Below are 13,412 nucleotides of genomic sequence, written 5' to 3'. Positions count from 1 at the left end.
TTGGTTTATAGTAATTTAAGTTACGACACCAAAATCACCCAACAGGTTTTCTCATGAATAAAGCATTTAAACTCGACACAGGCAATGATTCCCTTCACAGTATTGGCGGAATATTTTTAGGTGGCCAAGTCCTTCAACAAAGTGAAATTGACGATGAGTTCAATACAGATCACAAGGCCAATCATATCTTTCAAGATCTAGATATTTTCAAATCACAGGTGGGGTTACTGATTCAGGGGCGTGAACGCTTCACAGATATTAGTCAGTTTCGTGAAAACGAAGTCTTTATGAAATCACTTGGATTAAACAAAGTTCTATCCGAGGAACGTTTGCGTCAACGACTAGAAATCATGTCTTCTGAGCATGAAGTGCATTTAAAATCAGCGAATACAAACCTGCTCAAAAAACAGTGTATAGGTAATATATCAAAAGGGGGGATGAATTTTATTCCACTCGATATGGATGTATCACCCATGGATAACTCCGGTAGCCATAAAGAAAATGTGAGTTGGACATATAAAAATCATGACGGATTTTCTCCCATGTTTGCCTACCTTGGAACTGAGGGCTTTATGCTAAATAATGAGCTGCGTCCAGGTTCACAGCATGCACAAAAAGGGATGCCAGAGTTCTTAGATGACAGCTTTACTATGATCAAAAAATTAAAGCTTAAGCACCCCGTACTACTTCGTTTAGATTCCGCTCACGATGCTGAGGTTAATTTCGGACACCTTCCTGATGATCAATATTTTCTGATTAAACGGAACCTTAGAAAGGAATCTAAAGAACAGTGGCTATCCAACGCACGGCGTTTAGGGCGACAGCTTAAATCTCGAGATGGTAAGAGTGTCTTTGTCGGTGAACTCCATCACAAACATCCTGGAAACAATGAAGAACATAAAGTGGTTCCTGTTATTTTTAAAGTTACGGAACGACTCGAAGATCAAGATGGCAATCGACTTTTGATGCCAGAAATCGAAGTGGAGACCTATTGGACGAATTTACCTTTAGAAGCCGAGGATGTGATCGAACTTTATCACGATCATGGAACCAGTGAGCAGTTCCATAGCGAATTGAAGAGCGATATGAATGTAGAGCGTTTACCCTCAGGGAAATTTAAAGCGAATCAATTCTTTTTGCACTGCGCTATGCTCGCTTTTAATGTGCTCAGAGTCATTGGTAATCACCTTATCCATAATAAATCTTTGGCTCCAATTAAAATCAAAGCCCAACGACGCCGCCTACGGTGCGTGATACGTGACTTGATTTTAACCGCTTGTAAACACGTAAAGCACGCAGGAGATGAAACTCTCAAGTTTGGTCGACATAGCCCTTGGTTTAAGCTGTATCAAAAAATATCATTTAGCCTTTAATCCACTAATAAGAAGTTTATTGCAAAGCTCTTTTATTGAGTTTTGTGCTTTACTCTGTCCAAGTTGGGTGAATTGCCTTAGAAATTGCTATATTTACTATCCTTAGACACCTGATCACGAGCGATAGGCTTAAGAAATAAGGACATCTCACAATCTGGGATAAAAACGATCTAAGAATTACTCGACCAAACCATTATCTCATGAATCTCAAAACCTGATCACGGATTCAGGTAGACCTTATTTTTTATAAATAATCGAAAACAAAAATATTTTCTTATCAGTTTTTGATAAAAATCACTCAAATTGATTTTTTAGTCGTTTAATTTCATCGGTGAGACGCTTTTTAACGCGATTTTTGAGGATGTAGACGGTGTCGATTTTAATTTCTAACTCAGAACTGATTTTTTCGTTGCTTTGGCCTTTCATACTCATTTTAAAAACGTCAATGGCTTTACCGCTGAAAAATTGTTCGATGTTTGCCATGGCAAGGTTGGTGATGTATAGGCGCCATTCGCGCTCGGCCATCTCTTCGATTTCTGGTTTATCAATGGTGTTGAGGTGGGCAACTTGTTCGCGAGTCGCATCTTCTAAACGACGATTTTGACTGCTTTGTTTACGAAAAAAATCTACTGTTGTCGAATGAGTGATGACACCTAACCAAGTACGAAACTTTGATTTGTTTTTGCCATATTCAAAGTCGGGTAATTTTTTCCAAAGTTTTATAAGGACTTGTTGGAGTATGTCTTCGCAGTCTTTGTCATTAATGCCCATTTGGCGAATAACGACATATATATAATTTTTGTAGACCTCGACGAATTCGTTCCAAGCCGTTTCATCATCGGGGTTTTGAGCTCTTTGTATTAAAGTCAATCTAGTTTGATTCATAAGCTTCTCCTATAAAATTATAGTATATGAAATAAGTAGGTGATATACTAGACTTTAAACAAAAAAGAGTCGAAATTTTATTTAATTTCGACTCTGAACCCAATTGTATTATTTAGCTGCTTGTTTTTTATAGAGCTCTTTCATTTTCTTTTTATCAAAGTTATTTTTGGGGCTTTCTGGCTCATTATGAGTCGGAATATGGGCTTTTAGTTTTGCCATGATTTTAGCATATTCGGGGTTGTTTGCTAGATTGTTGTGTTCCATGGGATCATTTTTGTGATCGTAGAGTTCATCGCCACCTCTCCAGTTAATGTAGCTATAGCGACCATCGTATATACGGTGATTGCCTTCCAGCCAAGTCGTGAGCGTGGGTTGGTTCCATTTCATATCGGGTTTGTTGACGAGCTTCGCAAAGCTACGGCCATCATTTGTTGGATTGACGGGGATATTGCAGAGTTCCGATAAAGTTGGGTAGAGATCAATGAGGTTCACAACTCCATCGCACTGTTTTTTATTGGGTGTTACACCGGGAACTTTAATCATCAATGGGACGCGAGTGGATTCCTGCCAAAGTAGACATTTTCCAAAGCGTTTCTTTTCTCCTAAATGCCAGCCGTGATCTCCCCAAAGAACTACAATAGTATTTTCTGCGTAAGAGCTATTATTGAGGCCATCGAGCAGGTGTCCTAAGCAGTCATCCACAAAAGTGACGTTAGCCATGTAGGCTTGGATAGCATTTTTTGTGACACCATACTTTTCTGCACGACTCCAGCGTTTAGCATCTTCTCTAAAGCTCTGGCCATAGATGAATTTCCCTTCTGAAGTGATGATTTCTTCGTGGGGATTATCTTTAATCTCGGGAATTTCGATTTTATCTAGAGGGTACATGTCAAAATATTTTTGTGGGACAAACCAGGGTAGGTGTGGCTTGGAAAAACCCACAGCCATAAAGAAAGGCTTGTCAAAAGAGCGATTTTGGAATTGGTCGACGGCCCAATCAGCCGTCTTATAATCTTTCATCATTGTGGTGTCATTTTTGACCGTTGCTCCCCAATCAAACTCCAGTCCTTTACCTTGCATTTTTTTGCCGACTAAATCAAGTAGGCCATTAGCTGGTTTTTCTTTACTTAGGGAACCTAAACCACCTTTAATGACATGGTGTTCATCGAAGGCCCATTGGCCATGATCAATTTGAGTTTCAGTCGGGTGTTTATGAAAGATTTTTCCCGCGCTAAGGCTGTGGTAACCATGTTTGCTAAACCATTCTGGAATCGTTAAAAGATCTTTAGCTTTTGGAGCATTTTTAAGATTTGTCTCATTGCCATAAACACCAGTATTAAAGCAGTGTTTTCCCGTCATGATAGCAGAGCGAGCAGGGCCACAGACCGTAGAGGGGGAATGTGCCTTGTACATGGACATACCACCATTTGCGAAAAATTTGTCAAAATTAGGTGTTTTGACCGCGGGATTACCACCCATGGGACCAATCCAGTCATTAAGGTCATCTATGGCAATGAATAAGACATTCATGTTTTCTTTAGCGCTTATTCCAAAGCTACCCATGAGACAGAAACTTAAAATTAAAGTTTTTATGAAAGACATATTTTTTCCTATTTATTTACTTGTAGTCATTTACTTAAATTCGTGTGTATTTGTATATGAAACGGATTGAACAAAATGATCTATACATAGTTGGAAAATAATTTCACGGTTTTCTATAAGTAAGGAGTTAGTTCTATGAAGGCAATAAAAACGCCGAAGTTTAGCTTCGGTGTAGAGTGAAAAGTGAATTTGAAGTTTAGATTTTCTTTGAAGTCTTAGACTTCTTTTTCTCTAAGGTATTTCTCGGGCTTTCAGGCTCGTTGTGAGTGGGTAAATACTTTTTGAATTTAGCAATAATTTGAGCATACTCAGGGTTGTTTGCCAGATTATTGTGCTCAAGTGGGTCCGAATTGTGATCATAGAGTTCTTCAACGCCCTTTTTATAAGAAATGTAACGGTAGCGACCATCTGTTAAAGCATGGTTCATGTAGCCCATGGTACTTAGAGTTGGTTCGTTCCATGTCATTTCAGGATTAGCAATGAGTTTAGCAAAACTTCGTCCATCATTATTAGGGTTGGATGGTAGGCCGCATAACTCAATCAAAGTCGGGTACATATCTACTAAGTTAATGACACCATCACTTTTAACACCTTCATTAATTCCAGGGACTCGCACCATAAAGGGAACTCGTGCAGATTCTTCCCAAAGACCTGTTTTTCTATATTTAAGTTTTTCGCCCAAATACCAGCCGTGATCACCCCAAAGTATAACAATGGTATTGTCAGCGTATTTACTCTTTTCCAGTGCATCAAATACGACACCTAGGCAATCATCAGCATAAGTTACTGAAGCCATGTAAGCACGATTGAGCTCAGTGTGGGCATTGCTTTTGTCCACGGCTAACCATGTCGCGTCCGGGCCTTTGAAAAGGGCATTGCCGTTGGCATCAACAATATCGTCGTAATCATCTAGCTTTACCGGAGCGGGCTTTACCTTATCGAGTGGGTACATGTCAAAGTATTTTTGAGGAACAAAAAAGGGCAGGTGAGGGCGAGAGATCCCTAAAGCCATGAAGAAAGGTTTACCGTCAAAGTCGCGTTCAAGTTGCTCAGCAGCCCATTTTGCATTCATATAATCTTTCGTTTCTTCCAAAGGGGCTTTAGTTGCTCCCCATTGCATAGCACTTCCACCATATTTATGATCGGGGTGAGTGGCTGCTTTTTTCCATAGCATTCCACCTGCACCACCTTTAGTTTTACCTACTTCATGAAATGCCCAGTGACCTTCATCAAGACCCTCAGAAGTCATATGCTTATGAAAAATCTTACCAGTTGTAAGGGTGTGATATCCGCGATTGCCGAAGTATTCAGGTAGAGTTTCAAGGTCTTTTGCCTTTGCTGCTTTCTTGAGGTTATTGCTATTGCCGTAGACCCCCGTGTTATGGCAATGGCGGCCAGTTAACAAAGACGATCTGGAGGGGCCGCAAACTGTTGCTGAACAGTAGGCTTTACTCATAATAATTGATTTACCTGCAAAATTATCCAAATGAGGAGTTTTTACTTGTGGGTTTCCGCCCATGGGGCCAATCCAGTCATTGAGATCGTCGACAGCAATAAATAGCACGTTCATATTTTCTTTTGCACTAAGTCCAGTTGTAATAACAAGACATATGCCTACAAGAAATCTTTTAAAAAAAGACATAGGTATCCTTAGTTGTATAATTGATAATGTTGTTGAATTTAATCCTGGCAGTCGAAAAATGTTCCTCTAGCATCGTCTGTCGTTAGTACATCTACTCCACTGTCAGCAGCGAGGCTTTGTGCGTAATGAAAGCCGATATGCCCATCGGCGAAGAGGTAGTTTTGTGCGTAAGCTTTTACATGTTTAGTGGGATTAGCTTTTAAATGGTTCATATAACCCTGTATCCCAAGAGCTGCTTGACCATTGTAACCAAGAACAATAGTTTCATAATCATCATTAAGTTCTGACATGATTATAGCTGTGGATGGATCGTTAACTTCTGAAAGTCTCATAGACCATGGACCAGTTGTAATTCCATTCTCTGTCCACCAACCTAACATACTGACTCCACGCACACCCTTCCAGCCAGCTACATTTAAATCCATGCCTGCATTTATAGCATAGGAGCGATTGATTTTACCGTTGTCATTTGCATAGCCATTTTCAGGGCAGTGATAGAGTTTTATGGATTCTCCATAATCTTCGGTTTTATATCCCCCACCATTATCTAATGTCCTGTTTTGACCATCATAGCCAATGAGCAAGTCATCCCATGAATCCTGTACACTGGGGGCTGCGACGAAATAGTCTGAGTTGTCATCTGAATACATTAACAATGCAAAATTAATTGATTTTAGATTATTGAGACAAACCGCTGCTTTTGATTTAGATCTAGCTTTGCCTAAAGAGGGAAGTAAAAGAGATGATAAAATGCCAATAATGGCGATAACGACGAGTAGTTCTATGAGAGTGAATTTTTTCATAATCATTTTCCTATGCATAAACTTATGATAAATGAAACGCATCTCAAAAGCAAATCTATAAAAGAAAATGACATTGTTTTGTCTTAATTTTGACAATCGAAATATGTGCCATCGACATCAGTAGCTGAGAACATATCGACTCCACTGTCACCTGCGAGACTTTGAAGGTACATTAAAGAGACATGGCCATCGGCGAAGAGATAGTTTTGTGAATAGGCTTTGATATGTTTCGTGGGATTATATTGTACATGGGTCGAAATATCACTGCCGGTTGCTGCAGCTTTACCGTTGTAGCCTAATACAATGTCACCTAAATTTGAATCGAGTTCAGTCATCATGATGGCAGTAGCCGAATCGTTTATAGCGGATAATTTCATGGACCACTGGGCTAACACACTCGGACCAAGTGCATTTTCAGTCCACCAACCACTCATACTTATACCAGGCTGACCCCACCAAAGAACTGATTGATCTGCTCCACCGTTAATTGAGTAGGAACGGTTAATTTTGTCATTGCTGTTTTTATAGTCATTTTCGGGGCAATGATAACGTTTTATTGAATTTCCGTAATCTTCATATTTATAGCCCCCACCGCCATCTAAAGTTCGTTCTTGTCCATCGTAGCCAATGAGCAGGTCATCCCAGGGTGTGTTTACATTTGGTGCAGCAGGTACATGCCCTTCGTTATCATCTGCGTAGAGGAAGATAGCGTAGTTTAATGATTTTAAATTATTGAGGCAAACAACTGCTTTCGATTTTCCGCGAGCTTTACCAAGAGAGGGTAGAAGTAAAGAGGCTAAGATGCCAATAATGGCAATGACAACAAGTAATTCTATGAGTGTAAAACGCTTCATGATTTTTCCCATTAGATTCAATTATGATATATGAAACGGGGGGCGAAAGAAAGTCTATACACAAGTTTACTATTTTTTATTAATTTAATAAATTCAGATGGCAGAATACTTCTTCAGCAGATCTTATTTAGAGACTAATAATCCGTGTCAAAACAGGATTTTATTTATTAAGTATTTTTTCGATGGTAGGCTGGATGTTTTCAGCCATGATCATGAAGCCGTAGGAGTTGGGGTGAGTGCCATCTACGGTGGCCTCGTGGGCATGTTCTCCGAGGAGTGATTTACCATCTAAGAAATAAATATTTTTATCGCCGAACTTTTTCTTTTGGGTAACTAAAGATTTTTGAAAGTCACTGAGAGATTGGAGCTTTTCATATTTTACTTTATTGTGAATAGCGTCTGCAGGTAAAATTCTTGAAATAATAAGCAGGGGGATTGTGGGATGTTTTTCACGGATAATATCAATGAAATTTTCAAGCGTATTTTTTATGCCTTCATTAGCATTGGCTTCGTAATCGAGGATAATCATGGTTTTATCTTCGACTTCTTGAATCAATTTGGCGAGTTCGGGTTCGCCACGACCATTCCCAGAAAAGCCTAAGTTAATGAACTCATAATCGAGTCGACGGCTAAGTATATTTGTATAGGCAAGCCCTGGTCGAGCGGCACAGCCACCTTGAGTGATGGAAGTTCCGTAGACAAGTATTTTGCCTTTGTTTTTTCGGGGGAGGGGAGCTGTGATTTGACTGCCGGCTTTGATGCCGACTTCGAGAGATTTCACCCCATTATATAAAGGGAAATTAATGACAAAATTACGAAGTTTTGGGTTGCCCTTAAAAAGTTCACTGGTCACTTGTGTTTGATTGAGTTTAAAGCGACTCGTTTTTAAATAAAGTTGATGTCCTGGAGCACCCGAGTAAATATCAAAACCACTCTGACCCGTGGAAGGCATGTGATACATATTTGATTTATTGCTTAGTTTGGCACGGATAAGGATTTTGGAACTATCCGTTTGAAAGTGAGCCTGTCCTCCCGCTGTATGATAAGCTAAGTTTTCCACATGTATGCGAATGGGTTGGGAAGGGAACTTTGCTAGACGCTTAAATATTTGCTCATCTTTAAACCATGCAAAACCTTCGAGTTTAAATGGCGGGGATTTCACATCGTACCAAATAATACCATTTTCGTCGGCTTGAGCAATGGCCATCTTTTTGTCCATTTTCTCGATGTTAATTTCTTGTGAAATTAAACTGAAAGTAAGTAGGCTGAGTAAAGTGAAAAATCTCATTGTTATTGTGCTCGTTTAAGTTGATTTGATTATGCTATTTTTGTAATATAGCTTTCAGAGTCCAATTTGTTTTAAACTTTTTCCCATTTCTTCATTGAGGTCTTGCTGGCATTGCCAGTTTCTGTTTTGACCCTCTGCAAAAACCTTAATCCAGCCATCGTTTAATAAATCCTGTTCTGATGAATCGAGGAACTGACTTGCAAACTTTTGATGCGAATCCTGGGTACAGGCATAAGTTTTCCCCTTAGGGCATATCCAGCCATAAAAGTCGCTGTCGGGCTGATTGATCAGTTTTAAGACATAGAGCAAGAGGCCTAAACCTAAAATGAGCAGAAGTAAGCCGTAAAGAAACTGGAGTTTGAGGAGGAAACCAATACCAAAAAGAAAACAGTAGATAGATACACAGGATGAAAACCACAAGATAAGGCTATTCTTCAAAGTTCTTTTGTGGGGAATGGTTTCATTTAGACCTTTCCAAAAACCCAAAGGATGAATCTTCATGACAAAACTTTTGAGCTTTGTATCATCCACGGGGGGGGTGAAAAGAGTCACAGTAATTGAGACGAAAATACTGAATAAACTGATGCCAGTAATTAAGTATTCTCCGGGGATCCCCTTGCTGAAGTCCATGGAGTAGACGATGATGGCTGAAAGAGCTCCAGATATCATGCCACTTATTTCTGTCCAAGCATTCGTACGCCACCAAAACCAGCGCAATAAGTGGGGGGCTCCCATGCCGGCAACCATACCCATATAAAACTTCACAACTGAGTCAATGGAGCTGATTTGAGTGGCAATGGTAATCGAAATAGCTGAGATTCCCAAGACAGAAAAACGACTAATTTTGACGAGGTCTTTCTTCTCAGCTTTTGGGTTGATGAAGCGTTTATAAATATCATTGGCAATATAGGAGGCACCCCAGTTAATATGAGTATCTACGGTACTCATAAAGGCAGCCATGAGACTGAGGAAAACGAGGCCGAGCCAACCGGGACCCAAGATATCGCGCATCAGCATCGGGTAAGCCATCTCTCTATCACCTTCTAGGATTTGAGCAGAATTGGGGTCGTTAATGGGATAAACGACAATGGCAACTAGGCCAATGATAACCCAAGGCCAGGTGCGCAATGCGAAGTTCGCAAATGCGAACCATAGGGAACCCTTTTCAGCATCCGCAGGAGATTTTGCGGTGTACATGCGTTGGGCAAAGTAACCTGAGCCATCGACGGAGTCCTTATTCCACCAGATGAAGCCAATTGTCACAAGGAATACAGCGAGGGGCATAAGGGCATTATTGCCCGTGAAGGAAGGCATGAAGGAGGTGTAGTTTTGGTGAGTATCGGGGTAGATGGTTTCAATCTTTGTCCACATGGATTCCAAGCCTCCCACATGATCAATTGCGAAGTAGGCAAATGCGATGGCCGCAAAGACGGCTATGACAAACTGGAATAGGTCGGTAAAAATGACGCCACATATACCACCCGCAGAACTGTAAATAATGACGATGAGGGCAATAATTAAAATACTTAAGGTGTTGTTTAAATCTTTGAACATAAAAAAACTGGGCCAAACTGATTCTAGGAAACTAAAGGCATCGGCACCAATGATTTTGTCCCAGTGAATGAAGGGGCGGGTGATTTTTGCCATGGCCGCAAAGACCCAGCCGAGGACTAAAGAATTGACAAAAATACTACTGAAAAAAGCTTTAATAACTCTGAGTGCAGCGGCTTCTTTGCCACCATAACGCAACTCGGTTAGTTCAACATCAGTTAATACACCACTCTCACGCCATTTGCGGGCAAAGAAAAAGGTCATGAAGGTGGTGCCAATGGCCGCAGTCCACCAAAACCAGTTGCCGGCAATGCCGTATTTGGCAACTACTCCCGAAATCCATAGGGGGGTATCTGCAGCAAAAGTTGTTGCGACCATAGATGTTCCAATCCACCACCAAGGAAGGTTTCTTCCTGCGGCAAAATAAGAGTCTAAACCGCTTTCGTCAGCTTTTGCTTTCATCATGAAACCAGTGGCAAAGGCAAAAATGAGGTAGGCTATAATGAGAAGCCAATCAATTGTTTCGAACATAGAGGGGAGGTCCTTGTTACTCTGAGGGGTGAATGTAAGTTTTCTTTAGGGCTACCGCTAGTTTTTAGAAAGCTTAATTAACTTTTTCACTGGTTTTTAGCTGGGGGCTGGTTTTTTGATGACACTTTTTTGCTAGGGTCTCTAGGCGCGGAAAGATGCGATGACGCGCTTCTTTTGGCCCGAGTAATTCTTCTGTCCATAAATTACTTTGAAGCCCTAAAATTCCCTCGATTTTTGGAACTTCATAAGTCTTCATTTTTTCCACAGATAAAGTGGGCATCCAATCAGCTCCAGGAATGGGGTCATCCTTTGACTCTGGGTAGTCAAGATAGAAGTACTCATGGGGGCAAAGAATACTTTTCTTTCCCTGTTTTGAGGCTTCAATAGCCCCTTCTTCTCCACGCCATGACATGATGATTATATCTTCTTGTGGACATGATTCAAGCATTTCGTCCCAGCCGATAACACTACGGCCATGTGAACGAATGAGTTGGCAAATCGGACTGAGGATATGTGAGTAGAGCGATCTTTCAGAGGGGTAATTATTGTCACTTATGACTTTTTGGCATTTAGGGCAATTTTTCCATCGATCATCTTTTACTTCGTCGCCTCCTATGTGAATCCATGGAGAGGGAAATAAGTCGAGAACTGTCTCAAAGACATCGTTAAGGAATATAGCAGTTTCGCCAGATCCTGCACAGAGAACATCTTCAAAAATACCCCAAGTATTGGGGATACGTGTCTCGTGTCCAGGACAGGATAGACTCGGGTAAGCGTGGAGGGCTGCGCACACATGTCCAGGAATATCAATTTCAGGGACGATGACAATGTCGCGAGCCTCGGCATACTTTACTAAGTCGCGAATTTGTTCTTCAGTATAGAAGCCCCCGATAAAATGGTCACCATCAATTCTTGTCGAAGCTTTTTCGATTAATAAGGGACGTGCTTTTATTGGTAGGCGCCAGCCTTGATCGTCGGTTAAATGCCAGTGGAAACGGTTGAGTTTTAGGCGTGCCATTTGATCAAGAATTTCTTTTATGAATGAAATGGGCATGAAGTGACGTACGCAATCGAGCATGAAGCCGCGCCATTCATATGAATTGCAGTGCTGTTTGTTTGAAGACATGATTTATTCCTTGAAATTACTATGGATCATTTTAATTCATAAAATGAATTAAGTCAAGTCGGAGCTGAAGGCTAGTTTGTTTTTTCAGAAAATGAACTAAGTTAGTGATGCTTTTAAAATTTTGATTTGGATTGATGTAATAATGAGAATTAGTGATAAAAAACTAGTGGCTAATGCCGTGAGAATCTTGAATGAGTTGCACTTGGGAGGACCCCGAACACAAGTTGACCTATCTAAACAAACGCATTTAAAGCGAACTTCGATTTTTAATTTATTTGAAGTCATGAAAAATCAAGGACTTGTAAAAGTTTCCGATATGATAACTCCTGCCAAAGGTAGACCAAGTGTTTTATGGCAAGTTGATGGTCAAGGAGGTGAGTTTTTGTCAGTGTACTTCACTCAAAAAGGAAACCGCTATAGTTTTTATGACTTTAGTGGAGCTTTGCTCAAGGAGAGGGTTGAAGAAGCTTGTGAGACCATGGAAGAGTGCTTGCTTCAGTTGGAAGAGGTATGCAAGAAAAAATCGCTGCTCGGAATTGTGCTGTCTGTCAGTGGGATTGTCGATGGACAAAGTGGTGAAATTGTAGCTTCTACTGAATGGAATTTAAAATCTTATCCTCTACTTAGTAAAGTCCGTGAGATTCCTCAATTGAATGATTTATTAGTGGTTCTTGAAAATAATGCCCGCACAGCTCTATGGGGAGAGCGGGTGATCGGTAAAGCTCAGGGTACGCGAGACCTGATGTCTTTGTTTATTGAATCGGACAAAGGAAAAGGTCTATTAGGTCTTGGTTCTGCTTTGGTTTTAAAAGGCGAGTTATATCAAGGGATTTCTGGTCAGGCTGGGGAACTCGAACAATTTTATTATGGTTATTTAGAGAAAAATAACTTATCAAATATTTTTGAACTGAGCGAAGTTCAGATGAATGAGTTTGCGATTGATTTAGCTGAGAAATTTTCAAAATTAGTTAACTATTTGGTTCCCCAAAAAGTCATCGTTCAGTTTGAGGGGGACGTGTTGGCGGATAGTTTTTATACTTCCTTTGCCCGCGAAATCAATATGCAAAAAGCCTTCAAATACACGAGCGTAGAAGTGCTTCTCTCCGATCATCATGAAGAGTTAATCATGAGTGGTGCTGTTCACTTACTCATGGATCGTTATTTTGATTCAAGTCAGCAGTTTATTTCTCAACTTGAGAAGGTATGTCTGTAAAATTCTGACTTTGTCTAGCTTAAGCATATGGCTGTATTTTGAAGTGACTTATTTAAGTTAAAGCTCTAGAAGCATTTTTTGACTTAAAGTTTTAAAACCATTTTTTGTATAAAAATTGATGGCGTCTTGATTGGCACTCCAAACCACGAGCTGTAATTGCTGAAGCTTCTGGTTTTTACTCCACTCCTTTGCCTTCTTGAGTAGGACATTACCGATGCCTTGTTGACGGAATTTTTGATCAATAATTATACTATCAATCAAAGCAAATTCTTGCGCTCTAAAAAAATCTAATGCTGGGAGGCAAGATTTTTTTATGTTGAGAATCCCCACGGGAATATCATTTTTGAAAGCAAGGAAAAACTCGGCGTCAGCTTTTTCAATGTACCTCATTATATCACTTAAAGGTCTCGCCTTTGGAATAGTAGAGAAATATTTTGGGAGGATGTTTTCATGATGTTGATCACCTTGTTCAAACAATTGGCAAATTATCTCGTAATCAGATTCTTGAGCTACTCGTATGTGTAATTTTTTCATTAGTTAAGTG

Annotated in this window: 11 protein-coding genes; 2 read left to right on the top strand and 9 right to left on the bottom strand. The window is 40.2% G+C overall.

What is annotated here, in order from left to right:
- Positions 1-53 precede the first annotated feature (53 nt).
- Positions 54-1,373 carry an IS1380 family transposase gene (locus PQO01_RS16805; protein WP_274315280.1) on the top strand — a complete coding sequence of 440 codons (1,320 nt, stop codon included), beginning with the start codon at positions 54-56 and terminating at the stop codon, positions 1,371-1,373.
- Between the two features lie 294 nt (positions 1,374-1,667).
- On the opposite strand, the gene PQO01_RS16800 is transcribed toward PQO01_RS16805, so the two are convergent.
- From PQO01_RS16800 to PQO01_RS16765, 8 genes are all read right to left on the bottom strand, one after another.
- Positions 1,668-2,258 carry an RNA polymerase sigma factor gene (locus PQO01_RS16800; RefSeq protein WP_274315279.1) on the bottom strand — a complete coding sequence of 197 codons (591 nt, stop codon included), beginning with the start codon at positions 2,256-2,258 and terminating at the stop codon, positions 1,668-1,670.
- Between the two features lie 108 nt (positions 2,259-2,366).
- Positions 2,367-3,860: a sulfatase gene (locus tag PQO01_RS16795; protein WP_274315278.1), complete on the bottom strand. Its 1,494-nt coding sequence runs from the start codon at positions 3,858-3,860 to the stop codon at positions 2,367-2,369.
- Positions 3,861-4,056: 196 nt separating this feature from the next.
- Entirely contained in the window at positions 4,057-5,502 is a 1,446-nt protein-coding gene (locus PQO01_RS16790; protein WP_274315277.1) for a sulfatase, read from the bottom strand.
- 38 nt (positions 5,503-5,540) lie between these two features.
- Positions 5,541-6,305, bottom strand: a complete 765-nt coding sequence (locus PQO01_RS16785; RefSeq protein WP_274315276.1) for a type II secretion system protein — start codon at positions 6,303-6,305, stop codon at positions 5,541-5,543.
- Between the two features lie 83 nt (positions 6,306-6,388).
- Positions 6,389-7,159 (bottom strand): type II secretion system protein, encoded by a 771-nt coding sequence (locus PQO01_RS16780; RefSeq protein ID WP_274315274.1) that lies wholly within the window; start codon positions 7,157-7,159, stop codon positions 6,389-6,391.
- Positions 7,160-7,319: 160 nt separating this feature from the next.
- Positions 7,320-8,447, bottom strand: a complete 1,128-nt coding sequence (locus PQO01_RS16775) for an SGNH/GDSL hydrolase family protein (protein WP_274315273.1) — start codon at positions 8,445-8,447, stop codon at positions 7,320-7,322.
- Between the two features lie 54 nt (positions 8,448-8,501).
- Positions 8,502-10,529, bottom strand: a complete 2,028-nt coding sequence (locus PQO01_RS16770) for a sodium:solute symporter family protein (protein ID WP_274315272.1) — start codon at positions 10,527-10,529, stop codon at positions 8,502-8,504.
- A 73-nt stretch (positions 10,530-10,602) separates the two neighbouring features.
- On the bottom strand, positions 10,603-11,655 hold the full coding sequence (locus PQO01_RS16765) for a family 20 glycosylhydrolase (protein ID WP_274315270.1): 1,053 nt from the start codon (positions 11,653-11,655) through the stop codon (positions 10,603-10,605).
- 142 nt (positions 11,656-11,797) lie between these two features.
- Here PQO01_RS16765 and PQO01_RS16760 point away from each other — a divergent pair, with 142 nt between their 5' ends.
- Positions 11,798-12,868, top strand: a complete 1,071-nt coding sequence (locus PQO01_RS16760) for an ROK family transcriptional regulator (protein WP_274315269.1) — start codon at positions 11,798-11,800, stop codon at positions 12,866-12,868.
- A 57-nt stretch (positions 12,869-12,925) separates the two neighbouring features.
- Here PQO01_RS16760 and PQO01_RS16755 read toward each other — a convergent pair whose 3' ends face one another.
- Positions 12,926-13,402 (bottom strand): GNAT family N-acetyltransferase, encoded by a 477-nt coding sequence (locus PQO01_RS16755; RefSeq protein ID WP_274315268.1) that lies wholly within the window; start codon positions 13,400-13,402, stop codon positions 12,926-12,928.
- Positions 13,403-13,412 lie beyond the last annotated feature (10 nt).

The organism is Lentisphaera marina, assembly GCF_028745505.1.
Lineage (GTDB): Bacteria > Verrucomicrobiota > Lentisphaeria > Lentisphaerales > Lentisphaeraceae > Lentisphaera > Lentisphaera marina.
The sequence above is the reverse complement of the archived record's forward strand: the minus strand, read 5'-3'. Positions and strand labels throughout refer to the sequence as shown.